Source organism: Kitasatospora sp. MBT63 (assembly GCF_000710465.2).
In the GTDB taxonomy this organism is placed as follows: domain Bacteria; phylum Actinomycetota; class Actinomycetes; order Streptomycetales; family Streptomycetaceae; genus Kitasatospora.
Window position 1 is genome coordinate 1 of sequence record NZ_JAIZ01000252.1, and the last position, 25,057, is coordinate 25,057.

Sequence of the window (25,057 nt, forward strand, 5' to 3'; positions counted from 1 at the left end):
GCGGGTACGGGGGCGGTCACGGCAGGCTCGGCGGTCAGCGCCGGCGCGGGGCTGTCCATCGCCGGGCTCTCCGGCGCGGGGACGGTGCCCTCGGGCGGGTGGGGAACGGAGCCGGCCGTGCGCGGGGCACCGATCACCCCGGCCGCCGAGTTGAACCAGTCGTCCACACTGCCCGCGTCCGGCACCGCGTCCGGGGTGTCCGGCAGGGTGCCGGCCGGGCCCTGGTAGACCGCGTGCCACCAGCCGTCCTCCGGCCGCAGCTGCGGGTGTGCACCCTGGTCGCTCAACTGGCCGCTCCTCGTCCGTGTGTGCCGTCTGCCGAGCGCGCGCCGACCGCCGAGCGGCCCCCGGTGCCGGCCTCGTCGTCATTGTTCCCGACCGGAACCGACCGTGTCCGGGATTCCGGGACAACCGGCCATCCCGTGGGAGGGGCGTTCCGGCCATCTCGGGGGACGATCCGTCCGGGCTTGTCGGAAGTGCCCCAACCAGGGGCGATGAAGCGGCAACCCGCTTGTGACCAGCAGGCCCAGGAAGGCCGACGAGGGGCATCACATCACTCGTTCGGCTGATTAATATGTGCGCATGACCGTGCCAGGGCCGACCGTACCCCCGCCGGGGAGAGCCGCACCCGCGGTCCCCCGTCCGGCCGTGGTGCTGTGGTCCCTGCTCCTGACCGGCCTGATGGCGCTGCTGCCCTGCGCGGACCGGTCCGGCGCCGTCGGCGCGCACCCGGCCGCCGCCCCGCTCCCGGTGACCACGGTGGTCGGCCACGCCGTCCCGGACCACCAGGACCGCCAGCAGGACCGCCACCACGGCCGGGCCCGGCCGGCGGCCCCGGCCGGGTCGGAGAACACCCCGCTGACCTGGTGCACCGCCGACGGCGGGCACCCGGTCCCGGGCAGCGGCTGCTCGAACCATCCGTTCTGCGGACCCGAGGCCCAGCTCCCGAACGCTCCCCCGCAGCCCGCCACCGTGGTGGCGGCCCGGCTGGTCCCGGCCCGGCTGCCGACCGCGGCCGGGGCCTGCGCCGGGGCACTGCACGGCGCCGACCACTCGCCCGACCTGCACATCCTCCAAGTCAACCGGACCTGAGCGGAACCCACCGCCGGATCACGGCCGACCCCGCTCGGCCCGGCGGCTCCGCCGCACCCCACCACCCCGCACACCGCTGTGCCAGAACGCACGGCGGGGACAAGGACATCCCATGGGTTCCGCCTCCAAGCAGTCCAAGCAGTCGGCGAACCGGCAGGGCCGCCCCGGCGGCCGCGCCGACCAGGCCGCCGACCGCCGGGCCCGGATCGCCGAGCTGCGCGCCGCCGAGGAACGCCGCGACAAGCGCAACAAGTTCATCGCCATCAGCTTGGCCACCGTGCTGATCGGCGGCATGGTCGCCGTCGGCGGCTGGATCGCGCTGGACGCCAAGCAGAAGCGGGACGACAAGAAGGCCGCCGCCGCGGCCGCCGACAAGGCGCGCAAGGACGCGGCGAACGCCCCGATCGACGGCGTCCAGACCTTCGACAACCTCACCCGCAACCACGTCAGCACCAAGGTCACCTACCAGCAGACCCCGCCGGTCGGCGGCGACCACAACCCGGTCTGGCTGACCTGCATGGGCAACGTCTACGACCAGCCGGTTCAGAACGAGAACGCCGTCCACTCGCTGGAGCACGGCGCCGTCTGGGTCACCTACAACGCCAAGGCCACCCCGGACGACATCAAGGCGCTCTCGGAGAAGGTCAAGGTCACCCCGTACTCCTTCATGAGCCCGTACCCGGACGAGGCCGGCACCATCACCCTCAACGCCTGGGGCACCCAGCTGAAGGTCGACAGCGCCACCGACCCGCGGGTCGAGCAGTTCTTCACCAAGTACGTGCAGGGGCCGCAGACCCAGGAGCCCGGCGCGTCCTGCAGCAACGGGGCCATGAAGTGACCCCGGCCGGGAAGAACCGCCCGGACGCCAACGCCGGCGCCACCGCCACCGCGGTGGCCGGGCCCGAGGAGCTCGGCGCCGGACCGGCCGGGGCACCCCGGCGCCGGCTCTGGTGGCCGGCCGCTCTGGCGGCCGTGGTGGCGCTCGGCCTCGGTCTGCCCGCCCTGCTGGCGGGCGGTCCGCCCGCCTCCGGCACGGCCGTCACCGCCGCGGCGACACCCGCCACCGACTCCCCGGAGGCGGGCTTCGCCCGGGACATGGCCGCCCACCACCAGCAGGCGGTGGACATGTCGTTCATCGTCCGCGACCGGACCGGGGACGAGGCCGTCCGCACGCTGGCCTTCGACATCATCAACACCCAGGCCAACCAGCGCGGCATGCTGATGGGCTGGCTCGACCAGTGGGGGCTGACCCAGACCTCCGCGGCCAAGCCGATGGCGTGGATGGGCCACACCTACGAGGCGCACGACGGCTCGCTGATGCCCGGCATGGCGACCAACACCGAGCTGGACCGGCTGCGTTCGCTCAACGGCCGGGACGCCGAGGTCTGGTACCTGCAGCTGATGATCGAGCACCACAAGGGCGGGCTGGGGATGGCCCAGGCGTACGTCGACGCCAGCACCAACCCGGCCGAGAAGCGGCTCGCCCAGACGATGATCAACGGGCAGCAGGCCGAGATCGGCCTGATCACGGACATGCTCGCCGAGCGGGGCGCCAAGCCGCTCACCTGACACCTGACACCACGGTCCCGGCGGCAACCGACACGCCGCCGGGACGCGACCGGGGTGGGCCTGACCACGGCGGTCCGGCCCACCCCGGTCGCGCATCCGGCCGCCCCGGTCGCGTGTCCGGCCCAACTCGGTCGCGTGCCCGGGACGTTCGGACGTCCGACGTGCACAGCGCGACAAGGCGTCCGGCGCCGCGTCAGCGCCGGGCGGCGGCCCGGTCGGAGGCGCCCGCGGAGCCGGCGGCCGCCAGCGCGATCACCGCGAGCAGCAGCAGGACGGCCCGGCCACCGGACCGATGGCCCGCCAGGTGGACGCCCAGCACCGGCAGCGCGGTCCCCAGCGCCGTACCGAGGCTGCGCACCGTGTTCACCATGCCGCCGCCGACCGCCGAACTCTCCGCCGGGATCGCCCGCATCACCAGCGCGTTGTTGGCGGGCAGCAGCAACCCGAGCCCGAACCCCATCACCAGCAGGGCCGGTACGGCGGTGCCCGCCCCGATCGGGAGCAGCGCCATCGCACCCAGGCCCGCGGCCGCACCGAGCGCTCCCACCCGGCACCGAGTGGCGTCCGTGCACCCGCGCGGCAGCAGCAGGCCGCCGAAAGTGGCGGCGACCGCGAATGCACCCGGCAGCGCGGTGATCACCAGGCCCGCCGTGGTCGCCGGCGCACCGGCGCCGGCCAGCATCACCGGGCCGAGCACCAGCGGACAGAACAGCAGCAGGTACCCCACCAGGGCGAGCACCAGACCGGCCCTGATGCCGGGAGTGTTGACCAGCCCCGGGGCGATGATCGGACGGTCGGCTCGCTGCTCCTGGCGCACCAGGGCCACCGAGAGCACCGCCGAGGCGGCCAGCAGCACCAGCACCGCCCAGCCCGGCAACGGAAGCCCGGAAGCGGTCGACAGCGCGAGCAGCAGGGTGGCGGACGCACCGGCGAGCAGCAGCAGCCCCGCCAGGTCGAACCGCCCCTCCTCCACCGCCACCGCCACCGCCACCGCCGCATGCGGCTCCGCGGCGCACGGCGGTACGGGCACAGGTACGGGCACAGGTACGGGTACGGGCGCCGGTCCGGGCACCGGCGCGGGCGCCCGTACGGGGGTGGCGGCGGACGCCGTCGGGCGGGTGCGCGGCAGCAGGAACCAGCCGGCCAGGATGCCGAACAGACCGATCGGCACGTTGATCCAGAAGGCCCACCGCCAGGAGGCATGGGTCACCAGCAGGCCGCCCAGCGTCGGGCCGAGCGCCAGGCCGAGCGCCTGCGCGGCAGCCTGGATGCCGAGCGCGGCCCGCATCGCGTGCGCCGGCACCCCTCGGGCGACCAGCGCGACACTGTTGGCCTGCATCATCGCGCCGCCGACCGCCTGGACCGCGCGGCAGAGCACCAGCAGACCGAGGCCGCCGCACAGGCCCGCGGCCAGAGAGGCGAGCGCGAAGACCGCGAACCCGCCGAGGTAGACGGTCTTCCGGCCGACCACGTCGGAGAGCCTGCCGACCGGAGCGAGCAGGGCGACCAGGACCAGCAGGTACGCGAGCGCCGCCCACTCGACCTCGGCCAGGCCGGCGTGGAAGCTCGCCTGCAGCGCCGGGAACACCAGGGCGGTGATGCTTGCAGTGAGCTGCCCGAGGAACGCGCCGACGCAGACCGTACCGACGGCGAGCCAGTGCGCGTGCGGCCAGGCGGCAACCGCCCGGGGGCGGGGCCGCTCGGCGAGCAGCGGACTGGCGAGCAGGCGGCGGGCGAGAGCAGGGGTGGACACCCGGCCAATATATCGCCCGCAGAGATAATCTTGAGCAGAGACGTTCCGGCAACGATCAGATCTGATGTCGAGTAGATCCGTCACCGAGTAGACCTCATGTCGAGCAGATCTCATGCCGAGCAGATCAGGTGTCGAACGGATCGAGTGTCGAACGGATCGGGCACCAAGCGGATCGGCTCCGGAGCTGGTCAGCGGCCGACCGGACGGCGGCGACCGGATACGCTGTCCGCCATGCCGCCGCAGCCTACGCCAGTTCCGCCGCCGTCCGAACCCTCGGTACCGGGGTCCTCCGCCCTGGAGGAGTCGGCCCGGCTGGCCCGCGCGCAGCGGCTGACCGATGTGATCACCCGGCTCCGCCGCGCGCTGCGCAGCAGTATCCGGACGGACTACCCGTGGGAGTCGCTCCCGATGGCGCAGGTGGAGCTGTTGCAGACGCTCGCCGCCGCGCCGCTGCGGGTGGGTGAGCTGGCGGAGCGGCAGCGGCTGGCGCCGAACACCGTCAGCGGGCTGATCGGGAAGCTGCTGGACGCCGGTTTCGTGGACCGCCAGGCCGATCCGGGTGACCGCCGGACCGCCCGGATCGCGCTGACCGAGGCCGGCCACCGGCAGTTGCACGACTGGCGGCAGGCCCACGAGCGCCGCCTCGCCGACGCACTGGAGAGCCTCTCCCCCGAGAACCGGGACGCCGTCATGCTGGCCCTGCCCGGGCTGGAGCAGCTCGCCCGTTCCCTCACCAGCGGCGGCGGAAGCAGCACCGGCGGCAGCAGCGCCACGGTGACCGGGTCCGGCAGCATCACCGGCACCGGCTGACGGCACCGGTAACGGTCCCGGCCCCGCAGGCGGGACCCGAAGCCGGATCAGACCGGATCAGACCAGGGCCGCGCCGCGCTCGAGTTCCAGCAGCAGCCGCTTGTTGTCCGTCCCGGCGGCGAAGCCGGTCAGTGCGCCGTTCGCGCCGAGCACCCGGTGGCACGGGCGGATCACCAGCAGCGGGTTGGCACCGACCGCGCCACCGACCGCCCGCACCGCGCGCGGCGACTGCCCGGCCGCGTCGGCCAGCCAGCCGTAGGTGACGGTGGTGCCGTACGGGATGTCGTCGAGCGCGGTCCAGATCCGCTGCCGGAACTCGGTGCCGACCGGGGCGAGCGGGAGGTCGAAGGTGGTCAGCTCGCCCGCGAAGTACGCGGTGAGCTGTTCCACGGCGGGGGCCAAGGCGTCCGCGTCCGGCACCCAGCCGTCGGCCGGTTCGGTCTGCGCGCCCTTCTGACCGGGGGCGGTGACCGCGGTGAGCGCCAGCGGGCCATCGTCCTGGTACACGCCGCTCAGCAGAAGTTGCCCGAGCGGGCTGTCCATGGTCGTGAACGCCGTTGTCATGCCTTCTCCTCAGTTGTGCTGTCCACGAGAGTTGTGCTGTCCACGAGTCGTGCTGCCACCCTGGTCAGGCCACCCGGCACGGCCCCCGGCCCGGTGACCTGCCCGGTGACCTGCCCGGCCGCCGGTACGGTGACCTGCCCGTCGGCCGGCCCGCCGGCCACCACCCAGAGCCGGTGCACGGCGTACGAGCGCCAGGGCGCCCAGGCCGGTGCGGCCGCCTGGGCCGCCTTCGGGTCGCCCGGCAGGCCGAGGCGGAGCAGGCCGTGGCGTACGCCCGCGTCCGTCGGCAGGAAGACGTCGGGGTCGGCCAGCGCCCGCATCCGCAGGTAGCCGACCGTCCAGGGGCCGATGCCCGGCAGCGCGAGCAGTTCGGCGGCGGCCTGCTCGCGGTCCACCCCGCCGTCGAGCCGGACCGCGCCCCCGGCGAGGGCCGCGCACAGGCCGCGCAGGGCCCGGCGCCGGGATTCCGGCATCGCGAGGTGTTCGGGGGCCGCCTCGGCGAGCGCCGCGGCGGTCGGGAAGAGCAGCCGCAGTCCGCCGCTCGGCTGCGGCAGCGCCTCCCCGTACTGCTCGGTCAGCCGTCCGGCGAGCGTACGGGCGGCGGCGACGGTGATCTGCTGGCCGAGCACGGCCCGGACGGCGAGTTCGTGCGGGTCGACGTGGCCGGGTGAGCGGATGCCGGGGCGGGCCCGGACCGAGGCCCCGAAGGCCGGGTCGGCGCCGAGCTGGCCGTCGACGGTGTCGGGGTCGGCGTCGAGGTCGAACAGGGCCCGGAGCCGGTGCACGGCCGTGGTGAGGTCGCGCAGGTCGGCCAGGACCAGCCGGCAGTCCAGCCACCCGCGGGTCGGCGGGTCGTCCGGGCGGAGCCCGTCGACCTCGGCGATGCCGTGGCCGTAGGGGAGGGCCAGGGTGCGGCGGTAGGTGCGCGCCCCGGGCACGGCCGCGGGGACGACCTCCTCCACCCCGGGGACGGCGCGCAGCGCCAGGAAGTCGATCAGGTGCGCGCTGTCGAGCGCGCCGCGGTAGGCGAGCCGCAGGCTGATGGTGCCGGGTGTGCCGCCGCCGCGGCGGCCGGCCGCGACCTCGGTGCGCAGGCCGCTCGGGGTGCGGTCGTACACCTCGCGGACGGTGTCGTTGAACTGCCGGACGGAGGCGAAGCCGGCGGCGAACGCGACTTCGGTGACCGGGAGTTCGGTGGTCTGCAGGAGCAGCCGGGCGGTCTGGGCACGCTGGGCGCGGGCGAGGGCCAGCGGCCCGGCGCCGAGTTCGGCGGTGAGCTGGCGCTGGAGTTGGCGGGCGCTGTAGCCGAGCCGGCCGGCCAGGCCGGCCACGCCTTCGCGGTCGACGACGCCGTCGCCGATCAGGCGCATCGCGCGGCCGACCAGGTCCGCCCGGTGGTTCCACTCGGGCGAGCCCGGGACGGAGTCCGGACGGCAGCGGCGGCAGGCCCGGTAGCCCGCGCCCTGGGCGGCTGCGGCGGTGGGGTAGAAGGAGCAGTTCACCCGCTTCGGGGTGACCGCCGGGCAGCTCGGCCGGCAGTAGATGCCGGTGGTCCGGACGGCCGTGAAGAACACCCCGTCGAAGCGGGCGTCGCGGCTGTCCACCGCCCGGTACCTGGTCTCGTCGTCGATCACGCTCTCCAGTCTGCGGCATCCGCGGAGCCTCGACCGGCGGGTTTCGGACACGGCGGTCGGGCCCGGGTCGACCCCCACCCTGGGAGCGCTCTCAGCCGCTGGACCGACCCGATAGGCTCAGCGGGGAACAGTCCGCGAGAGGAGCACACCGTGGCCGAACTACCGGAGCAGCAGCCGCCGGGCAGGGGCACCGCCGGCCTCGCGCGGCCGACCCTGGAGTCGGTGGCCGAGCGGGCCGGAGTCTCCCGGGCGACCGCTTCGAGGGTGGTCAACGGCGGGGCCGGGGTGCGCGAGGAGCTGCGGGAGAAGGTCCGGCAGGCCGTCGATGAGCTCGGGTACGTGCCCAATCTGGCCGCCCGCACCCTCGTGACCCGCCGCAACCAGGCCATCGCGGTGGTCGTCGCCGAGCCGGAGAGCCGGATCTTCTCCGATCCGTTCTTCGCCCAGCACCTGCGCGGCATCGGCCGCGAGCTGTCGGCGGCCGACAACCAGATGGTGCTGCTGATGATCGAAGAGCAGCGCGACTACGACCGGGTCGGCCGCTACCTGGCCGGCGGGCACGTCGACGGGGTGCTGCTGTTCTCGCTGCACCACTCCGATCCGCTGCCGCAGATCGCCCGGCGGGTCGGCCTTCCGTTCGTGGTCGGCGGCCGGCCCGGCTGGCCGGGCGCCGAGTCGGACCGGGAGCTGGTGTACGTGGACAGCGACAACCGGGGCGGGGCCAGGCTCGCCGTCCAGCACCTGCGCGAGCTCGGCCGCAGCCGGATCGCGACCATCACCGGCCCGCTCGACCAGACCTCGTCGGTGGACCGCCTGGACGGCTACCGCGATCTGCTGCCCGACGGCGACCCCGGACTGATCGCCGAGGGGGACTTCACGCCGGACGGCGGCGGCCGGGCGATGGCCGAGCTGCTGGCCCGGCGGCCCGACCTGGACGCGGTGTTCGCCGCCTCGGACTCGATGGCCTCGGGCGCAATGCGGGTGCTCCGCGAGGCCGGCCGCCGGGTACCGCAGGACGTCGCGGTGGTCGGCTTCGACGACGTGGAGTCGATCGCCGCGTGGACGGAGCCGCCGCTGACCACCGTCCGGCAGGACATCGAGGAGATGGGGCGGCTGATGGCGCGGCTGCTGCTGCGGCACCTGTCCGGCGAGGGCGGACCGGCGGTCGGCCGGGGTGCGGCCCCCACCTCGGTGATCACCCCGACCCGGCTGGTACGGCGCGGTTCGGCCTGAGCGGGTGGCCCGAGCAGGCCGACCCGCACCTGCTTGAACGAAGTGTTCAACATAATCCGTTGACAACAGGCCGGGCCCGGAGGAGGGTCGATCCATGACCTCCGACGACCCCTTCGCACTGCCCGACGCCCATCAGGCCCGGGCCGAGCGCACCGCCGCCGCCCTGTTCCGGATCGCCGAGCGGCATGCCGCCACCGAGGAGCAGCGCCGCCGTCAGGCCAACGCCCACCTGCCCTCCCCGCACGAGGCCGCCAGGTTGGTGTCACTGCTGCTCAGCGGCACCGCGCTGCCCGACCCCGATGAGCCGGAGGTGGACCGGGCCGACATCGTCGCCGCGCTGACCCTGCTGCCGCAGGCCCGTGCCGAGCTGGAGGAGCTGGAGGAGGGGCTGATCACGATGGCCCGCGGCCGCGGCTTCACCTGGCAGGAGGTCGCGTTCGGGCTCGGCCTCGGCACCCCGCAGGCCGCCCGGCAGCGCCACGAACGGCTCTCCGGGCGCACCGGCGAGAGCGGTTAGCCCGGCGCCGTGCCCGGCAGGAGTTCAGTGCGTGGCAGCAGGGGTGGCCGCGGCGCCGTCGGTACCGACCGTGACGGCGTCGGCCCGGCCCAGGTTGACGCCGAAGAGGTAGACGGTGTCCGAGGCCGGGTGGAAGTAGAGCTCGGCGTGGTCGGCGCGCACCAGCTGTTCGTCGAGCGCCGCACTGTGCACCCAGCCGCCCCCGGCGGGCGCGTACGGCGCGAGGGCGGCCGGGACGGCGGCTCCGAGGTGCTCCCCGGCCCGCAGCTCCACGGGCCTGAGCGTCCCGGCTTCGGTGGCGGTGGCGGTCAGCGCGGCCACCGCGCCGGGGCGCAGCTGGACGAACCCGCGCAGGAAGTAATCGGTCGGCCCGGGGAGCCGGGAGCTGCCACCCGGTGACTCCTCCTGCCAGTGCAGCGCGACGATCTCGCCGAGCCTCGGGAGGGCCTCGGCCAGTGGCCCGGTGTCGGTCTCGACCTCGGAGGCCCGCCACCGGTCCGTACTCGGCGAGGGCCGGGACGGCGCCGGGCCGTCATGGCCGGTACCGCAGCCCGCGACGGCCGCCACCGCCAGTACGGCGGCACCCGCCGCACCGGCCGCTCTCCCCCACCGCACAGCCGCCCCCTCGCGCTCATGGCCGCCCCGCCGGCGTGGATTATTCGCAGCGCCACGGCGGTGAACATCCTACCGTCGGGCCATGACTGATGATCCGTACGCCGGCCTGCCCAAGTCCGAGTTCGCCTTCCCGGGGCCGCTCCGGGACGCCCTGGTGGCCGCTGTGCTGAGCGGCGCCAAGACCAGCACCACCGGCCTGCTGGCCGAGTACCGCAAGCTCGGCGAGGAGTTGCCCGCCCCTGGCGACCGGCAGGCGGTGGTCGACTCGGACGACCGGCCGGTGGCCGTGATCGAGGTGACCGGGGTACGGGTGGTCCCGCTCGGCGAGGTCGGCCTGCAGCACGCGCTGGACGAGGGCGAGGGGTACCGGACGGTGGCCGAGTGGCGGGCGACCCACGAGGGGTTCTGGCGCAGTCCGGAGCTGCTGGAGGTCCTGGAGGAACCGGAGTTCACGGTGGACGACTCCACCGAGGTGGTGCTGGAACGCTTCCGGGTGGTCGTGGCACCGGGCCGCTAACAAGGGCGTGGCACCGGGCCGCTGAGCAAGGGTGCGGCGGTAGGCGGAACGCGGGCGGCCGGGCGGTCCCGCGACCGCCCGGCCGCCCTCCGCGGCTCCCGTCCGTCAGGTGAACGGGATCCGCAGCACGGAGGCGCTGCCCTGGCCCTGGGTGGCGCCGACCCGCAGCTGCGCCGGAGCGTTGCCGATGGCGGGCCAGACCTCCACCCGGACGGTGCCGTGGTCGAGGGTGCCGAGCGTGCCGGTCGCGGCGGCGAGCCCGGCCGTGGCGCCCGAGTAGCGTTCCCAGCCGGCCACCGGGTCGGTCGCGAAGTAGCGGTAGGTCTCGACGCGTTCGAAGGTGCCGTCGCCGGTCAGGTCGTAGGAGATCCTGACCTGCTGGCCGAGGCCGACGGCGGAGCCCGCGTCCAGGTACAGGTCGAAGTCGGTCGCCGCGCCGGGCTTCGGGGTGCCGTTCAGGTTGCGCACCTCGTAGACCTTGGCCCGGTACGGCGTGCCGTCGTGGTTGCCGCCGTCGGCGGACGGCAGTTGGTCCGCGGTGGCGCCGCTGCCGTAGGCGGTGGTGAGGACGCCGCCGGGCTGGAGGTGGAAGGTGCTGCCGGTGGTCGGCGGCACCGACGGCGATGAGGAGGGCGACGGCGACGGGGAGGTGGACTGCGACGGGGACGGCGAGGGCGACGGCGAGGGGGATCCGGTCGGGCCGCCGGTGCCACCGTCGGGGGTGGTGCCGCGTTCGCTCGCCGTGGAGCGGGCCGGCACGGTGAGGGTGTAGCCGTCGGAGAAGCGGACGGTGCGCGCCGCGGTGGTGTAGTTGTGCGCCACGTGGGTGCGGGTGGCGCCGTTGGCGAAGACGGCCGCGGTCGGCGTGTCGGCGGTGGTGGTGGGGTCGAGCGTGCCGAGCGTCGCGAGGTTGTAGATCCAGTGGTAGGTGTGGGCCCTGGACTCGCCCTCCTCCGGGGTGTAACCGGCGTTGCCGGCGTCCCAGGCGGCCTTGGCGGCGGCCGGGTCGGCGAGCGCCTGGAACTCCCAGAGCAGGTCGCGCCAGTCGGTGAACACGCCGCCGTTGCCGGCCTTGAGCTCGGCCAGGTTGGCCCGGATCTCGTCCTGGCGGCGCCCGAGGTAGAGCGAACCGCCGGTGACGGGCAGCACGTTGATGCCGTGGATCATGCCGGGGGCGGCGGTCCACCAGGTGGAGTAGGCGGCGCCGCTGCCCCAGACCATGCCCACCGTGTCGTGGCCGAATGCGGCCGGGAAGTTCGCCCGGTCGGCGTCGAACCAGTACTGCTCCACCGCGTTGGCCTCGGTGGTGTAGAGGTAGATGCCCAGGTCACGCAGGGTGGTGTCGCCGGTGGCGGAGCCGTAGAGGATCAGTCCTGAGCTGAAGTCGAGCGACTCCGAGGAGGACTCCTGGTTGTTGCCGGCGGCGAAGCCGGCGTGGCCGGAGGCCCAGCTGTGGCCCGCGTAGACGTCGAAGTTGCGCAGCAGCGGGAAGCGGGTGTCGGTGCGGTCGGCGTTGGCGGCGTCCTTGGCGAGCAGCTTGACCATTCCGCCCCACGCGCTGTCGGCGGCCCAGGCGGAGTCGTAGCGGGCGACGGTGGCGGCGGCCTGGACGAAGTAGCCGTAGTGGAAGTGGTGGTCGTTGAGTTCGGCGTCGGTGCCGTAGGAGGCGGGGTAGCCGATCAGGGTCTTCCAGACCGCGTCGTAGGAGAAGCCGGGTGAGCCGGTGCCCCGGAACCAGGTCTGCAGCTTGCCCTTGATCAGGCCGAGCAGCTTGTCCCGGGCCGCGGTGTCGCCCAACTGGTCGGCGATCGGGACGAGTTGGGCGAGCCTGCCGAGCGCCTTGCCGGTCCAGTAGGTGTCGGTGGCACCGGCGAACGGGTCGGCGGCGTCGGCCTCCTGCCGGACCAGGGCGCCCAGCGCGGCACGGTCGTAGGCACCGGTGTCCGGCAGCGACGGCAGCACGCCGCCCACGCTCTGCACGGTGGTGAAGCCGCTGCCCTCGCGGACCTTCATCGGCCCGCGCGGCGAGACGTAGCCGAGGCCGGTCAGCGGGTCGGTGGCGGCCTGCCACTGGTGCGGGTAGAGGGCGAGCAGGGTGCCCGTGCGGGTGCCCTCCTGCGGGGCGGTGGTGACGGTGTAGCCGGTGGTGAGGGTGGCGGCGGCGGCCTGGTAGCTCCAGTCGGCGCGGGTGCCGGTGACGAAGCTGTACGCGTAGCCGCGGTAGAGGTCCAGGTCGGCGGGGGTGGGCAGGACGGCGACCGAGTAGTAGTCCTTGGACCCGAGAGCCGCGCTCAGGGTGGTGCCGTTGACGCTCCAGCTGGTGCCGGTGGGCGCGAACAGGCCGTAGTGGTGGCCGGTCACCGTGATGCCGAGGACGTTGCCCTGGCTGGCGAAGACGGTCGGGGTCCCGGCCGTGGTGACCTGCGCCGCGCCGCCGGTGGCGTGGGCGTAGACGTACGGCAGTCCGTGGCCGATGGTGGCGCTGAAGGTGTGCGCGCCGTCCGCCCAGTACGGGGTGACGGTCCAGTCGCTCCAGCCGTCGACCTTGGTGTCCGGGGAGTCGAGGCCGGCCACGCCCAGGGTGAGGTCCCGGGTGTGGGTGTAGTCGTACTGGCGGCCGTCGGGGGTGATGGTCGGGGTGGTGGGGTAGCCGACCTCCAGGCCGGCCGCCACCGCCTTGTAGGTGAGCGGGTGGCCGTACATGTTCTCCGAGTACGGGTTGCCCGCGTAGCGCTGGTAGACCAGCGAGGACCACCAGTCGTTGGTCGGGACGGCCTGGCCGGCCATCCGGGCGGTGACCTTGGGGGTGACGGGCGCGCCGTCGGAGTTGGCGGGGCCGGCCGTGCCGGCCGGCCGGCTGTCGCTGTAGCCGCCGAGGCCGACCGGGACGGTCGCGGCGGCGGCGCTGCCTGCGCCGACGGTCGAGGCCAGCGCGGCCGCGGCGGCGAGGGCGAGCGCCACGACGGCGGCTGCCGGGCGGCGCGCGGATCTGAGCTTCATGGGTCCACCTCGGGTGGGGGGCGGTGGGTGAGAGCGCTCTCAGCGGTGGGGACGCTAGAGCCGCCGCAAGGCACTGTCAACGCTCCTGACCGGACTGCCGCCTCCAAGGCGTGAATGCGCCACACCGCCAACCCCCAATATTACGTTCAGGTTTCGGAGGCTTGACGGGCCGGTCCGCCGCCGGGCACTCTCCTGGCACCACCTGAGAGCGCTCTCAGCATCTCTCGGCATCCTCTCCCGCACCGCCGCTCCGGCACCTCGCCACCCACGACCTGCTGCGCCAGGAGGCACCCCCATGCGCCCGTTCAGAGTCCGTAACACCGCCGCCGCCCTCGGATCCACCGCGCTCGCCGCCACCCTGCTGCTCACCGGCTGCGGCTCCGGCGGCTCGGGCTCCGCGGACGCGGCCGGCGGCAAGGTCACCCTCACGGTGGATCTCTTCGGCACCTTCGGGTTCAAGGAGAGCGGCCTCTACGACGAGTACATGAAGCTGCACCCGGAGATCACCGTCAAGCAGACCGACACCCAGGACGAGGCCCAGTACTGGCAGGCGCTGCAGACCAAGCTGGCCGGCGGCGGCGGACTGGCCGACGTCCAGGGCCTGGAGGTCGGCCGGGTGGCCAGCGTGGTGCAGAAGCAGGCCGACAAGTTCACCGATCTGAAGACCCTCGGGCTCGGCGGCGTCAACGACGACCTGGTGCCGTGGAAGGGCGCCGCCGTGAAGACCGCCGACGGCCGGGTGCTGGGCGCCGGCACCGACATCGGCCCGGAGGCGATCTGCTACCGCACCGACCTGTTCAAGGCCGCCGGGCTGCCCACCGACCGCACCGAGCTGGCCGCCCGGTGGTCCACCTGGCAGGGCTACCTGGACCTGGGCAAGCAGTACGCCGCCAAGGCGGAGGCCGGCAACGCCTGGACCGACAGCGCGGCCGGGATGTTCACCGCCGAGGTCGGCCAGCAGAAGATCCGGTACGCGGACGAGAGCGGCAAGCCGGTCCACGACAGCAGCCCCGCGGTGAAGACCGCCTGGGCGGACGCCACCCGGCTGGTCGCGGACGGGCTGTCCGCCAAGCTGCCGCAGTGGACCCCGGAGTGGAACAAGGCCTTCACCACCGGCAAGTTCGCCACCCTGAGCTGCCCGGCCTGGATGATCGGCTACATCAAGGGCCAGGCCGCGGACGCCGGTTCCGGCAAGTGGGACATCGCGCCCGGCCCCGGGAAGACCGGCAACTGGGGCGGCTCGTACCTGACCGTGCCGAAGACCGCCAAGCACCCCAAGGAGGCGGCCGAGCTGATCAAGTGGCTGACCGCCAAGGAGCAGCAGGCCAAGCTCTTCACCAAGCAGGGTTCCTTCCCGTCCAGCACCGGCGCGCAGGCCGCCATCAAGGACACCACCGACCCGTACTTCAACAACGCGCCGATCGGCCTGATCTTCAGCGAGTCCGCGGCCAACATGCCCGCTCAGGTGCTCGGCACCGACGACGGCGTGATCACCAAGGCGTTCACCGACGCGCTCGGCGAGGTGGAGCGCACCGCGACCGCGCCGCAGACCGCCTGGCAGCACGCCCTGGACAACATCAAGAAGGCCAACGGCAGCTGACGTCAGGCCGGTTCACCGCTCCCGGCCGGGTCCCCGACACCGGACCCGGCCGGAGCCCCGTCGAAGGACCCCATCCCATGGCCGTCTCCACCTCCGCCAGGCTGCCCGCCGCGGCCACCGTCCCCCGGCGCCGCCGGACCGGGCGGCTGGCCCCGTACGGCTTCGTCGCGCCGTTCTTCACCCTGTTCGCCGCCTTCGGACTGTTCCCGCTGCTCTACACCGCCTACGTCTCGCTGCACCGGGTCGAGCTGCAGACCGCCGACCGGATGGACTGGCTCGGGCTGCAGAACTACACCCGGCTGCTCGAGGACCCGTTCTTCTGGAACGCGCTGCGCAACACCTTCACCATCGGCGTGCTGTCCACCGTGCCGCAGCTGCTGATGGCGCTGGGCCTGGCGCACCTGCTGAACTACCGGCTGCGCGGGCGGACCTTCTTCCGGGTCGCGATGCTGATGCCGTACGCGACCTCGGTGGCCGCCGCCACCCTGGTCTTCGCCCAGCTGTTCGGGCGCGACTACGGGCTGATCAACTGGCTGCTGGGCAGCGCCGGGCTGGGCCCGGTCGACTGGCAGGCCTCCACCTGGGCCTCGCAGCTCGGTGTCTCGGCGATCGTCACCTGGCGCTGGACGGGCTACAACGCGCTGATCTACCTGGCCGGCATGCAGGCCGTCCCCGGCGAGCTGTACGAGTCGGCGGCCGTCGACGGCGCCTCCCGCTGGCAGCAGTTCCGGCACATCACGGTGCCCGGCCTGCGGCCGACCATCGTCTTCACGGTGGTGGTCTCCACCATCGGCGCCACCCAGCTGTTCGGCGAGCCGCTGCTGTACGAGGGCAACGCGGGCGGCGGCATCTCGCACCAGTACCAGACCCTCGGCCTGTACCTGTACGAGCAGGGCTGGTCCTTCTTCCACCTGGGCCGGGCCGCGGCCGTGGCCTGGGTGATGTTCCTGCTGATCGTGGTACTGGCCCTGGTCAACGCGGCCGTCGCCGCCCGGCGCAACCGTACGGACCGGTGATCGTGATGAAGCTCGCCAGGCGTTCCCCGCTCCGGGGCGGCCCACTCGCGTACGCGGTGCTGGCCGTCGCCACCCTGCTGGCGGTGTTCCCGTTCTACTGGACGCTGGTCGCGGCCAGCCGCTCCAACGCCGAACTCAGCGCCCCGACCCCGGCGTTGACCCCCGGCCCCAACCTGTTCCACAACATCGGCGAGGCGCTGGCGCAGGCCGACATCGGCGGCGCCCTGTTCAACTCGCTGGTGGTGTCCTCGGCGGTGACCGCGGGCGTGGTGCTCTCCTCCACCCTGGCCGGGTTCGCCTTCGCCAAGCTGCGCTTCCGCGGACGGGGGCTGCTGCTGGCGCTGACCGTGGGCACCATGATGATCCCGCCGCAGCTCGGGGTGATCCCGCTGTTCATGGTGATCGTCCGGCTGGACCTGCAGAACAAGCTGCCGGCGGTGATCCTGCCTTCGCTGGTCTCCGCGTTCGGGGTCTTCTTCATGCGGCAGTTCCTGCTCCAGGCGCTGCCGGACGAGCTGATCGAGGCCGGCCGGATGGACGGCGCCTCGGCGCTGCGGATCTTCGTGTCGATCGTGCTGCCGGTGGCCCGTCCCGGGATGGCCGTGCTCGCCATGCTGACCTTCATGGCCACCTGGAACGACTTCTTCTGGCCGATCGTCGCACTCAGCTCGCAGAACCCCACGGTGCAGGTCGCCCTCAAGTCGCTCGGCCAGGGCTACGTGCCCGACCAGTCGATCGTGATGGCCGGCACCCTGCTCGGCACCCTGCCCGTCCTGGTGGTCTTCGCACTGCTCGGCCGCCAGATCGTCGGCGGCATCATGCAGGGAGCCGTCAAGGGATGAACCCCCGACCCACACCCCTGGAAGGTGAGATGACCGTCGACGCACTGCCCTCCCCGGTCCGCGCCGGCGGCTTCCCGGCCGGCTTCGTCTGGGGCGCGGCCACCGCCGCGTACCAGATCGAGGGCGCGGCCGCCCTGGACGGCCGGACCCCGTCCGTCTGGGACACCTTCAGCCGGACCGCCGGCAAGGTCCGCAACGGCGACACCGGCGACATCGCCGCCGACCACTACCACCGGTACCGCGAGGACGTCGCGCTGATGGCCCAACTGGGCCTGGGCGCCTACCGGTTCTCGCTCGCCTGGCCGCGGATCCGCCCCGGCGGCCGCGGCCCGGCCAACCGGGCCGGCCTGGACTTCTACGACCGCCTGGTGGACGAGCTGCTGGCCCACGGCATCGCCCCGGTCGCCACCCTCTACCACTGGGACCTCCCCCAGGAGCTGGAGGACGACGGCGGCTGGACCAACCGCGACACCGCGTACCGATTCGCCGAGTACGCCGCCCTCGCCGCCGAGCGGCTCGGCGACCGGATCGCCACCTGGACCACCCTCAACGAGCCCTGGTGCAACGCCTTCCTCGGCTACGGCTCCGGGGTGCACGCCCCCGGCCGGACCGACCCGGTGGCGGCCCTGACCGCCCACCACCACCTGCTGCTGGCGCACGGCCTGGGCACCGCCGCGCTGCGGGACGCGCTGCCCGCCGGCGCCGAGGTCTCGCTCACCCTCAACCTGGCCGCGGTGCGGCCGCTCACCACCGGCCCGGCCGACCTGGACGCGGCCCGCCGGATCGACGGCCTGGCCAACCGGATCTTCCTCGACCCGGTGTTCCACGGGCGCTACCCCGCCGACGTGCTCGCCGACACCGCGCACCTGACCGACTGGTCCTTCGTCCGGGCCGGCGACCTGGCCGAGATCTCCCGTCCGATCGACTCGCTGGGCATCAACTACTACACCCCGACCGTGGTCGCCGCCGACGACCCCGCCGACCCGGCACCCCGCCAGGACGGCCACGCCGGCGAGCTGTCACCGTGGCCGGCCGACGAGGGCGTGCGCTTCCTGCCCGCCGAGGGCAGCCGCACCGCGATGGGCTGGCCGGTCGACGCGGACGGCCTGTACGAGCTGCTCACCCGGCTGCGCGACGACCTGCCGGGTCTGCCGCTGCTGGTCACCGAGAACGGCGCCGCCTACGAGGACTACACCGACCCGAGCGGCGCGGTGCACGACCCCGAGCGGGTCGCCTACCTGCACGGGCACCTGGCGGCGGTGCGCCGGGCGGTGACGGACGGCGCGCCGGTGCGCGGGTACTTCCTGTGGTCGCTGCTGGACAACTTCGAGTGGGCGTACGGCTACAGCAAGCGGTTCGGCATCGTGCACGTGGACTTCGCCAGCCAGCGGCGCACCCCCAAGGACAGCGCCCGCTGGTACGCGGAGGTGATCCGCACCGGCGACCTGCCGCACTGACCGGCCCCGCCCCGCAACGGCCGCGGGGCCGCCCCGAGCCCTTCACGGCCGGGGCGGCCCCGCGGTGCGGTGGTTCAGCGGTGCCTGGTCGGGCTGTTCGGCCCGCGCATCGACTTGGTGATGGTCTTCCACTTCTGCAGCTGCTCCTTGCGCAGCCGCGCGTCGGTGCGCGAGGCGATCCAGGCGCTCTCGCGCTGGAGCTTGCGGTAGCTCTCCATCCGGCGGTACGGCAGGGTGCCGTCCTCCAGCGCGGCCAGCACCGCACAGCCCGGCTCGCTGTGGTGGCCGCAGTCGTCGAAGCGGCACCGTGCGGCGAGTTCCTCGATCTCGGCGAAGGCCTGGCCGAGGCCCTCGCCGCCGTACAGGCCGACCTCCCGCAGGCCAGGGGTGTCGATGACCAGGCCGCCGCCGGGCAGCGGGACCAGCTCGCGGGTGGTGGTGGTGTGCCGGCCCTTGCCGTCGCTGTCGCGGGTCTGCTGGACGGTCATCACGTCCCGGCCCGCGAGGGCGTTGGTGAGGGTGGACTTGCCGGCGCCGGACTGCCCGATCAGGGCGCTGGAGCCGGGCGCGCAGGCCCGCAGCACGTCGATGTTCTCCCCGGTCTCCGCGCTGACCGCGAGGACGGGGACGCCGGGGGCGATGCCCTCGACGTCGGCCCGGATGTGGTCGGCGTCGTCGACCAGGTCGCACTTGGTGAGGACCACCACCGGCTCCGCGCCGGACTCCCAGGCCAGGGCCAGGAAGCGTTCGATCCGGCCGAGGTCGGGGTCGAGCGCCAGCGACACCGCGATCAGCACGGTGTCGATGTTGGCGGCCAGCACCTGGCCGTCGGAGCGGCCGCCGGACGCCTTGCGGACGATCGCGGTGGAGCGCGTCAGCAGGGCGGCGACGGTGGGCAGCGGGGTGGCGGCGAGGTCGACCGCGGCCCAGTCGCCGGTGCACGGGCTGTCCACCGGGTCGGGACCGGCGACCGGCCGGGTGTCGGCGCGGACGGTGCGCAGTTCGCCGGTGTCGGGATCGGCCAGCAGGACGTCGCAGCGTCCGCGGTCGACCCGGGCGATCCGCGCGGGGGTGAGGCCCCCCTCGGCGAGGGGGGCGAATTCGGCGGCCCTGCTCTCGTCCCAGCCGAAGCCGGAGAGCGGGTGGGCAGCGTTGGGGAGGTTCAACTGGGGGACCCTTCGAGGGTGCGGCCCCGGCTGCGCGCACGGCGCGTCGGCGCACCGGTGGTGCGCGGTGGAACACAGGGATCGGAGTCAGCCGGAGACCACGGGGGTGGGAACAGTGGGCTTCTGGGCGCGCAGGGCGCTCACCGCAACGACTGCCATCACGGTCCTCACCTCCTGGTTCGTACGACGGCTGAACGGAGCCCCGTACGGGGCCCGGTCCGGACGTCCCCGACGCTAGCCCACCGGCCCGGTGGGTCACCACCGGTTTTCCGGCGGCGGCTACCGGCCGTCCCAGGAGCCCGGGAAGGGGGCTTCGGGAGGGTGCTGCGGCCAGTCGGGCCGATCGCTGTCGGGCGGCGGCGGGGGCACCCGGCGGGGGCCGGAGCCGCCGAGCCGGCCGCGGAGGTTGTGCGGCGGCAGGACCGCGGCCCACCGCTCGGGGTACTCGGATGGCGGCAGGCCGTCGTCGTCCTCGTCGAGCTCCTCGTCGACGCCGTCGCCGAGGCCCAGTTCGCGGGCGCGTTCGGCACGTTCGGCGGCGCGCCGGGCGGCCACCTCGCGGACCAGGGTGGCGGCCGCCTCCTCGCTGGCGCGCTCGTTCTCGGCGCGGGCGTCGGCGGTCTGCACGGTGGGCCAGCGGCGGTCCAGGGCGGCGTTCATGGCCGCGCCGATCAGGACGGCGAGGGCGACCACGCCGATCCACAGCAGGACGGCGACGGGGGCGGCCAGCGAGCCGTACACCGAGGGGCCGTCGGCCGAACTGCCCTCGATCGAGCTGACCAGGTAGAGCCGCAGCAGCACGCTGCAGACGACCAGCACCACCAGGGCCACCAGGGCGCCCGGGATGTCCTCCCGCCACGGCGTGCTGACCGGCACCGCCACGTGGTAGAGGGTGGTCAGGAAGACGATCAGCAGCAGGATCATGGCGGGCCAGTAGAGCGCGTTGACCAGGGCCGCCGAGTCCGGCACGGCGTTGATCACCAGGCCGGGTCCGGCCACCAGCAGCGGGAGCACCAGGGAGCCGATCGCCAGGGCGCCGAGGTAGAGGCCGAGGGACATCAGGCGGGTCTTGACGATGCCGCGCTTGCCGTCCAGGCCGTACATCACGGTGATGGTGTCGATGAAGATGTAGAGCGCCCGCGAGCCGGACCACAGCGACAGCAGGAAGCCGATCGAGATCAGGTCGGGGCGGCCACTGTCGAAGACCTTGCTGAGGAGGGGCTGGACGATCTGCTCGACCGAGCTCTGTGAGAGCACCGTCCCAGTGGCTGAGACGATGTCGTCCTTCAGCTTGTCGATGGTGCCGGCGCCCAGGATGTCGTCCAGGTAGCCGAGGGTGCCGGCGAGGCACAGCAGCAGCGGCGGGATGGAGAGCAGGGTGAAGAACGCCGCCTCCGCGGCGAGTCCGGTGACCCGGTACTCGACGCAGGTGTTGGTGGTGTCCTTGACCAGCCCCCAGATGGTCCGGCGCCAGGTGTTCTGCTTCGCCGCACGTCGGCGGCCGCCCCGGCGTCGGGCCGGGCGCTCGGCGGACTGGCCGGGGGTGTCCTGCGAGGTGTTGCCTGCTGCTTGCACGCCCCCTACGGTATCGGCCCGCGCCCCCCTGCCGATGATGCCCACCGGGGTGCCGCCGCGGCCGTCCCGCGGGCCGGGGCCGCGACTGCGGCGGCTCGGGTCCGCCGGGCGGGCGGACCGGCCGCACCCGGCCGGGCATCTCACCCTCCGAAACCATTGCGTCCAGAATGCGGACGATGGTGGACCGGGGGTCGTGCGCCATGCGAATCTCTTGCCATGCCGAGCGCCGGAACCACCCTAGTAGGTCGACTCCACGTCGATCTCCTTCGCGTGTCCAGCGCCATCTGTCCGGTGACCTGAGCCCCACCCCGCTGCCACCACCGCACCCGGCGCACCCCTCCGCCATCCCGCTCAGCGGATGCGCGGGCGCCCTCGGGCACCAGGTCACCGCTCATCGACTTCCTGCCGTCTCCCCGTCGAGAACGCGCAGGTGGGAGCGGGCCGCGCCCGGGACGCCAGCGCCCCGAACCACGCCAGCCGATAGAGGACGACACCATGGCCCCCACTCCCGAACCGGTCGAGCCCCAGGTCGACAGCGCCGCCGCGCGCCGTCCCGCCGCCGCCCGCAAGGTGACCCGCCACCGCGGCGAGGGCCAGTGGGGCATGGGGCACTTCACCCCGCTCAACCCGAACGAGCAGTTCAAGAAGGACGACGACGGTCTCAACGTGCGGACACGCATTGAGACGATCTACGCCCAGCGCGGCTTCGACTCGATCGACCCGGCCGACCTGCGCGGCCGGATGCGCTGGTGGGGGCTGTACACCCAGCGCAAGGAGGGCATCGACGGCGGCAAGACCGCGATCCTCGAGCCGCACGAGCTGGACGCCGAGTACTTCATGCTCCGGGTCCGGATCGACGGCGGCCGCCTGACGGTGGCCCAGCTCAAGGCCATCGCCGAGGTCTCCCAGCAGTACGGCCGCAACACCGCCGACCTGACCGACCGGCAGAACGTCCAGTACCACTGGATCCGGATCGAGGACATGCCCGCGATCTGGCAGAAGCTGGAGGGCGTCGGCCTGTCCACCACCGAGGCCTGCGGCGACACCCCGCGCGTCATCCTCGGCTCCCCGGTCGCCGGCATCGCCGAGGACGAGATCATCGACGGCACCCCCGCCATCGACGAGATCCAGCGCCGCTTCATCGGCAACCCGGACTTCTCCAACCTGCCGCGCAAGTTCAAGTCGGCGGTCTCCGGCTCGCCGCTGCTGGACGTCGCCCACGAGATCAACGACATCGCCTTCGTCGGCGTGGTCCACCCCGAGCACGGCCCCGGCTTCGACCTGTGGGTCGGCGGCGGCCTGTCCACCAACCCCAAGCTCGGCGTCCGGCTGGGCGCCTGGGTCCCGCTGGAGGAGGTCGCGGACGTCTACGGCGGCGTCATCGGCATCTTCCGCGACTACGGCTACCGCCGGCTGCGCAACCGCGCCCGGCTCAAGTTCCTGGTCGCCGACTGGGGCGTGGAGAAGTTCCGCCAGGTGCTGCAGGACGAGTACCTCAAGTACGACCTGATCGACGGCCCCGCGCCGAAGGAGCCCAGCGGCACCTGGCGCGACCACGTCGGCGTGCACCGCCAGAAGGACGGGAAGTTCTACGTCGGCTTCGCGCCGCGGGTCGGCCGGGTCGACGGCGAACTGCTCGGCAAGGTCGCCGACCTGGCCGCCGCCCACGGCAGCGACCGCCTGCGCACCACCGCCGAGCAGAAGATGCTGGTCCTGGACATCGCCGAGGACCGGGTCGACTCGCTGGTGGCCGGACTGGAGGCGCTGGACCTGCGGGTCACCCCGTCCCCGTTCCGCCGCGGCACGATGGCCTGCACCGGCATCGAGTACTGCAAGCTCGCCATCGTCGAGACCAAGGAGCGCGGCCGCACCCTGATCGACGAGCTGGAGCGCCGCCTGCCGGAGTTCGGCGAGCCGCTGACCATCAACATCAACGGCTGCCCGAACGCCTGCGCCCGCATCCAGGTCGCGGACATCGGTCTCAAGGGCCAGCTCGTCACCGACGAGAACGGCGACCAGGTCGAGGGCTACCAGGTGCACCTCGGCGGCGCGCTGGGCCTGGAGGCCGGCTTCGGCCGCAAGGTCCGCGGCCTCAAGGTCACCAAGGACGGCCTGCCGGACTACGTCGAGCGCGTGCTGACCCGCTTCCAGGCGGAGCGCAAGGAGGGCGAGCGGTTCGCCCAGTGGACCGCCCGGGCCGACGAGGAGGCGCTGTCATGAGTGAACGTGCCGCACCGTTCTTCTGCCCCTACTGCGGGGACGAGGACCTGCGCCCGTCCGAGGCCGGACACGGCGCCTGGGAGTGCCACGCCTGCCGCCGGGCGTTCCAGCTGAAGTTCCTCGGCCTGCTGTCACCGTCGAACGGGGGGAATCGGGATGAGCACCGCGACTGATCTGGAGGCGCTGGCCACCGCGGCCGGCCGCGACCTGGAGGAGGCGTCCGCCCAGGACGTGCTGCGCTGGGCCGCCGAGAACTTCGGCAAGCGGTTCTGCGTCACCTCCTCGATGGAGGACGCCGTGGTCGCCCACCTCGCCTCCTCGGTCCTCCCCGGCGTGGACGTGGTGTTCCTGGACACCGGCTACCACTTCGCCGAGACCATCGGCACCCGGGACGCGGTGGCCGCGGTGATGCCGGTCAACGTCATCACCCTCACCCCGAAGCTGACCGTCGCCGAGCAGGACGCCGAGTACGGGCCGAACCTGCACGACCGGGACCCGGACCTGTGCTGCTCGCTGCGCAAGGTCGAGCCGCTCAACCGCGGTCTCGGCGGCTACGACGCCTGGGCGACGGGCCTGCGCCGCGACGAGTCCCCCAGCCGGGCGAACACCCCGGTGGTCGCCTGGGACCCCAAGCGCCGCAAGGTGAAGATCGCCCCGATCGCCCGCTGGACCCAGGGCGACGTGGACGCCTACGTGGCCGCCAACGGCGTGCTGCTCAACCCGCTGCTGTGGGAGGGCTACACCTCGATCGGCTGCTCGCCGCTGTCCTGCACCGCCAAGCCCGGCGAGGGCGAGCAGGGCCGGGCCGGCCGCTGGGCCGGCTCGGGCAAGACCGAGTGCGGCATCCACCTCTGAACCACCCTCACCACCTACCCACTGGAGACTCCACCGTGACGACAGCCGACACCCTGGCCGCCGGGGGCACCGCGGAGGCGGCCTCCCGGGCCGCCAGCTGCGAGCGCGGCGCCACCGTGTGGCTGACCGGGCTGCCCAGCGCCGGCAAGACCACCCTCGCCTTCGCCCTGGCCGAGCGGCTGCGTGCCGAGGGCCACAAGGTCGAGGTCCTGGACGGCGACGAGATCCGCGAGTTCCTCTCCAAGGGTCTCGGCTTCACCCGCGAGGACCGGCACACCAACGTCACCCGGATCGGCTTCGTCGCCGAGAAGCTGGCGTCCAACGGTGTGAAGGTGCTGGCCCCGGTGATCGCCCCGTTCGCTGACTCCCGCGCCGCGGTGCGCGAGCGGCACGCGGCCAACGGCACCGAGTTCCTGGAGATCCACGTCGCCACCCCGGTCGAGCTCTGCTCGGAGCGCGACGTCAAGGGCCTGTACGCCAGGCAGGCCGCCGGCGAGATCTCCGGCCTGACCGGGGTGGACGACCCGTACGAGGCCCCGGCCGACCCGGAGCTCCGCATTCAGACGCAGGGCCGAACGGTTGCCGAGTCCGCAGCCGATCTGCACGCCTTCCTGACCGAGAGGGGCCTCGCATGACCACCGCCGCCCAGAGCCTGGTCGCCACCGACGGCAACCCGTACGCGCTGTCGCACCTGGACGCCCTGGAGGCGGAGTCGGTGCACATCTTCCGCGAGGTGGCGGGCGAGTTCGAGCGGCCGGTGATCCTGTTCTCCGGCGGCAAGGACTCGATCGTCATGCTGCACCTGGCGCTGAAGGCCTTCCACCCGGCGCCGGTGCCGTTCGCCCTGCTGCACGTCGACACCGGGCACAACTTCCCCGAGGTCATCGCCTACCGCGACCGCACCGCCGCCCAGCACAACCTGCGGCTGTACGTCGCCTCGGTGCAGGACTTCATCGACGACGGCCGGCTGCGCGAGCGTCCGGACGGCACCCGCAACCCGCTGCAGACCGTGCCGCTGCTGG

The 25,057-nt window shown here is 73.5% G+C and carries 24 protein-coding genes and 1 pseudogene; 17 read left to right on the plus strand and 8 right to left on the minus strand.

Annotation, left to right across the window (positions count from 1 at the left end; translation table 11 throughout):
* Nucleotides 1-287 (minus strand): annotated as a pseudogene (locus tag AA75_RS15880) (hypothetical protein); the annotation flags it as partial.
* Nucleotides 288-582: 295 nt separating this feature from the next.
* Here AA75_RS15880 and AA75_RS15885 point away from each other — a divergent pair.
* The 3 genes from AA75_RS15885 (at nucleotide 583) to AA75_RS15895 (ending at nucleotide 2,661) form a co-directional block, all read left to right on the plus strand.
* Nucleotides 583-1,092 (plus strand): hypothetical protein, encoded by a 510-nt coding sequence (locus AA75_RS15885; RefSeq protein WP_149038165.1) that lies wholly within the window; start codon nucleotides 583-585, stop codon nucleotides 1,090-1,092.
* Nucleotides 1,093-1,204: 112 nt separating this feature from the next.
* Complete coding sequence (locus tag AA75_RS15890; protein WP_033820682.1) at nucleotides 1,205-1,930, plus strand: DUF3105 domain-containing protein; 726 nt, start codon at nucleotides 1,205-1,207, stop codon at nucleotides 1,928-1,930.
* Nucleotides 1,931-2,055: 125 nt separating this feature from the next.
* Complete coding sequence (locus AA75_RS15895) at nucleotides 2,056-2,661, plus strand: DUF305 domain-containing protein (RefSeq protein WP_233289035.1); 606 nt, start codon at nucleotides 2,056-2,058, stop codon at nucleotides 2,659-2,661.
* Nucleotides 2,662-2,854: 193 nt separating this feature from the next.
* On the opposite strand, the gene AA75_RS15900 is transcribed toward AA75_RS15895, so the two are convergent.
* Nucleotides 2,855-4,414 (minus strand): MFS transporter, encoded by a 1,560-nt coding sequence (locus AA75_RS15900; RefSeq protein ID WP_051812514.1) that lies wholly within the window; start codon nucleotides 4,412-4,414, stop codon nucleotides 2,855-2,857.
* Nucleotides 4,415-4,645: 231 nt separating this feature from the next.
* On the opposite strand from AA75_RS15900, the gene AA75_RS15905 reads away from it, so the two are divergent.
* Nucleotides 4,646-5,224: a MarR family winged helix-turn-helix transcriptional regulator gene (locus tag AA75_RS15905; RefSeq protein ID WP_082526555.1), complete on the plus strand. Its 579-nt coding sequence runs from the start codon at nucleotides 4,646-4,648 to the stop codon at nucleotides 5,222-5,224.
* Nucleotides 5,225-5,281: 57 nt separating this feature from the next.
* Here AA75_RS15905 and AA75_RS15910 read toward each other — a convergent pair whose 3' ends face one another.
* Together AA75_RS15910 and AA75_RS15915 are read right to left on the minus strand one after the other, a co-directional pair.
* Nucleotides 5,282-5,788: a methylated-DNA--[protein]-cysteine S-methyltransferase gene (locus AA75_RS15910; protein ID WP_033820683.1), complete on the minus strand. Its 507-nt coding sequence runs from the start codon at nucleotides 5,786-5,788 to the stop codon at nucleotides 5,282-5,284.
* The gene (locus tag AA75_RS15915) at nucleotides 5,785-7,422 is read right to left on the minus strand and encodes an AlkA N-terminal domain-containing protein (RefSeq protein WP_082526556.1); all 1,638 of its coding nucleotides are present in this window, start codon (nucleotides 7,420-7,422) and stop codon (nucleotides 5,785-5,787) included. The genes AA75_RS15910 and AA75_RS15915 overlap by 4 nt, the downstream gene beginning before the upstream one ends.
* 150 nt (nucleotides 7,423-7,572) lie before the next feature.
* On the opposite strand from AA75_RS15915, the gene AA75_RS15920 reads away from it, so the two are divergent.
* Entirely contained in the window at nucleotides 7,573-8,655 is a 1,083-nt protein-coding gene (locus tag AA75_RS15920) for a LacI family DNA-binding transcriptional regulator (protein ID WP_051812516.1), read from the plus strand.
* Between the two features lie 94 nt (nucleotides 8,656-8,749).
* The gene (locus AA75_RS15925) at nucleotides 8,750-9,172 is read left to right on the plus strand and encodes a hypothetical protein (protein WP_033820684.1); all 423 of its coding nucleotides are present in this window, start codon (nucleotides 8,750-8,752) and stop codon (nucleotides 9,170-9,172) included.
* 24 nt (nucleotides 9,173-9,196) lie between these two features.
* Here AA75_RS15925 and AA75_RS15930 read toward each other — a convergent pair whose 3' ends face one another.
* A complete protein-coding gene (locus tag AA75_RS15930; protein WP_149038166.1) occupies nucleotides 9,197-9,787 on the minus strand; it encodes a hypothetical protein in 591 nt (196 codons plus the stop codon).
* 82 nt (nucleotides 9,788-9,869) lie between these two features.
* Here AA75_RS15930 and AA75_RS15935 point away from each other — a divergent pair, with 82 nt between their 5' ends.
* Nucleotides 9,870-10,304: an ASCH domain-containing protein gene (locus AA75_RS15935; protein WP_051812518.1), complete on the plus strand. Its 435-nt coding sequence runs from the start codon at nucleotides 9,870-9,872 to the stop codon at nucleotides 10,302-10,304.
* A gap of 105 nt (nucleotides 10,305-10,409) precedes the next feature.
* Here AA75_RS15935 and AA75_RS15940 read toward each other — a convergent pair whose 3' ends face one another.
* Entirely contained in the window at nucleotides 10,410-13,304 is a 2,895-nt protein-coding gene (locus AA75_RS15940) for a glycosyl hydrolase (RefSeq protein WP_033820686.1), read from the minus strand.
* A 295-nt stretch (nucleotides 13,305-13,599) separates the two neighbouring features.
* Here AA75_RS15940 and AA75_RS15945 point away from each other — a divergent pair, with 295 nt between their 5' ends.
* The 4 genes from AA75_RS15945 to AA75_RS15960 all read left to right on the plus strand — a co-directional run bounded on the left by AA75_RS15945 (nucleotide 13,600) and on the right by AA75_RS15960 (nucleotide 18,219).
* Nucleotides 13,600-14,904: an extracellular solute-binding protein gene (locus AA75_RS15945; RefSeq protein ID WP_033820687.1), complete on the plus strand. Its 1,305-nt coding sequence runs from the start codon at nucleotides 13,600-13,602 to the stop codon at nucleotides 14,902-14,904.
* A 77-nt stretch (nucleotides 14,905-14,981) separates the two neighbouring features.
* Nucleotides 14,982-15,920 (plus strand): carbohydrate ABC transporter permease, encoded by a 939-nt coding sequence (locus AA75_RS15950; RefSeq protein ID WP_033820688.1) that lies wholly within the window; start codon nucleotides 14,982-14,984, stop codon nucleotides 15,918-15,920.
* A gap of 5 nt (nucleotides 15,921-15,925) precedes the next feature.
* A complete protein-coding gene (locus AA75_RS15955; RefSeq protein ID WP_033820704.1) occupies nucleotides 15,926-16,762 on the plus strand; it encodes a carbohydrate ABC transporter permease in 837 nt (278 codons plus the stop codon).
* 29 nt (nucleotides 16,763-16,791) lie between these two features.
* Nucleotides 16,792-18,219 carry a GH1 family beta-glucosidase gene (locus tag AA75_RS15960; RefSeq protein WP_033820689.1) on the plus strand — a complete coding sequence of 476 codons (1,428 nt, stop codon included), beginning with the start codon at nucleotides 16,792-16,794 and terminating at the stop codon, nucleotides 18,217-18,219.
* Nucleotides 18,220-18,293: 74 nt separating this feature from the next.
* Here AA75_RS15960 and rsgA read toward each other — a convergent pair whose 3' ends face one another.
* On the minus strand, nucleotides 18,294-19,385 hold the full coding sequence (rsgA, locus tag AA75_RS15965) for a ribosome small subunit-dependent GTPase A (protein WP_033820690.1): 1,092 nt from the start codon (nucleotides 19,383-19,385) through the stop codon (nucleotides 18,294-18,296).
* Nucleotides 19,386-19,664: 279 nt separating this feature from the next.
* A complete protein-coding gene (locus AA75_RS15970; RefSeq protein ID WP_051812523.1) occupies nucleotides 19,665-20,960 on the minus strand; it encodes a YihY/virulence factor BrkB family protein in 1,296 nt (431 codons plus the stop codon).
* 216 nt (nucleotides 20,961-21,176) lie between these two features.
* On the opposite strand from AA75_RS15970, the gene AA75_RS53995 reads away from it, so the two are divergent.
* The 6 genes from AA75_RS53995 to AA75_RS51935 all read left to right on the plus strand — a co-directional run.
* Nucleotides 21,177-21,260 (plus strand): putative leader peptide, encoded by an 84-nt coding sequence (locus tag AA75_RS53995; RefSeq protein ID WP_310593185.1) that lies wholly within the window; start codon nucleotides 21,177-21,179, stop codon nucleotides 21,258-21,260.
* Nucleotides 21,261-21,455: 195 nt separating this feature from the next.
* A complete protein-coding gene (locus tag AA75_RS15975; RefSeq protein WP_033820691.1) occupies nucleotides 21,456-23,180 on the plus strand; it encodes a nitrite/sulfite reductase in 1,725 nt (574 codons plus the stop codon).
* On the plus strand, nucleotides 23,177-23,353 hold the full coding sequence (locus tag AA75_RS50895) for a hypothetical protein (RefSeq protein ID WP_199520336.1): 177 nt from the start codon (nucleotides 23,177-23,179) through the stop codon (nucleotides 23,351-23,353). The genes AA75_RS15975 and AA75_RS50895 overlap by 4 nt, the downstream gene beginning before the upstream one ends.
* Entirely contained in the window at nucleotides 23,337-24,035 is a 699-nt protein-coding gene (locus AA75_RS15980) for a phosphoadenylyl-sulfate reductase (RefSeq protein WP_033820692.1), read from the plus strand. The genes AA75_RS50895 and AA75_RS15980 overlap by 17 nt, the downstream gene beginning before the upstream one ends.
* A 53-nt stretch (nucleotides 24,036-24,088) precedes the next feature.
* Nucleotides 24,089-24,670 carry an adenylyl-sulfate kinase gene (cysC, locus tag AA75_RS15985; RefSeq protein ID WP_051812525.1) on the plus strand — a complete coding sequence of 194 codons (582 nt, stop codon included), beginning with the start codon at nucleotides 24,089-24,091 and terminating at the stop codon, nucleotides 24,668-24,670.
* Nucleotides 24,667-25,057 (plus strand): phosphoadenosine phosphosulfate reductase family protein (locus tag AA75_RS51935; RefSeq protein WP_033820693.1); only part of this gene is annotated, 391 nt, incomplete at its 3' end. The genes cysC and AA75_RS51935, both read left to right, overlap by 4 nt.

Excerpts from the sequence above, each read along its gene's own strand:
- AA75_RS53995 (WP_310593185.1), top strand. The coding sequence starts at position 21,177 with ATGCCGAGCGCCGGAACCACCCTAGTAGGTCGACTCCACGTCGATCTC.
- AA75_RS15925 (WP_033820684.1), top strand. The coding sequence starts at position 8,750 with ATGACCTCCGACGACCCCTTCGCACTGCCCGACGCCCATCAGGCCCGG.
- AA75_RS15910 (WP_033820683.1), bottom strand. The coding sequence starts at position 5,788 with ATGACAACGGCGTTCACGACCATGGACAGCCCGCTCGGGCAACTTCTG.
- AA75_RS15905 (WP_082526555.1), top strand. The coding sequence starts at position 4,646 with ATGCCGCCGCAGCCTACGCCAGTTCCGCCGCCGTCCGAACCCTCGGTA.
- AA75_RS15975 (WP_033820691.1), top strand. The coding sequence starts at position 21,456 with ATGGCCCCCACTCCCGAACCGGTCGAGCCCCAGGTCGACAGCGCCGCC.
- AA75_RS15935 (WP_051812518.1), top strand. The coding sequence starts at position 9,870 with ATGACTGATGATCCGTACGCCGGCCTGCCCAAGTCCGAGTTCGCCTTC.
- AA75_RS15955 (WP_033820704.1), top strand. The coding sequence starts at position 15,926 with ATGAAGCTCGCCAGGCGTTCCCCGCTCCGGGGCGGCCCACTCGCGTAC.
- AA75_RS15950 (WP_033820688.1), top strand. The coding sequence starts at position 14,982 with ATGGCCGTCTCCACCTCCGCCAGGCTGCCCGCCGCGGCCACCGTCCCC.
- AA75_RS15945 (WP_033820687.1), top strand. The coding sequence starts at position 13,600 with ATGCGCCCGTTCAGAGTCCGTAACACCGCCGCCGCCCTCGGATCCACC.
- AA75_RS15885 (WP_149038165.1), top strand. The coding sequence starts at position 583 with ATGACCGTGCCAGGGCCGACCGTACCCCCGCCGGGGAGAGCCGCACCC.
- AA75_RS15960 (WP_033820689.1), top strand. The coding sequence starts at position 16,792 with ATGACCGTCGACGCACTGCCCTCCCCGGTCCGCGCCGGCGGCTTCCCG.
- AA75_RS15980 (WP_033820692.1), top strand. The coding sequence starts at position 23,337 with ATGAGCACCGCGACTGATCTGGAGGCGCTGGCCACCGCGGCCGGCCGC.
- AA75_RS15890 (WP_033820682.1), top strand. The coding sequence starts at position 1,205 with ATGGGTTCCGCCTCCAAGCAGTCCAAGCAGTCGGCGAACCGGCAGGGC.
- AA75_RS15940 (WP_033820686.1), bottom strand. The coding sequence starts at position 13,304 with ATGAAGCTCAGATCCGCGCGCCGCCCGGCAGCCGCCGTCGTGGCGCTC.
- AA75_RS50895 (WP_199520336.1), top strand. The coding sequence starts at position 23,177 with ATGAGTGAACGTGCCGCACCGTTCTTCTGCCCCTACTGCGGGGACGAG.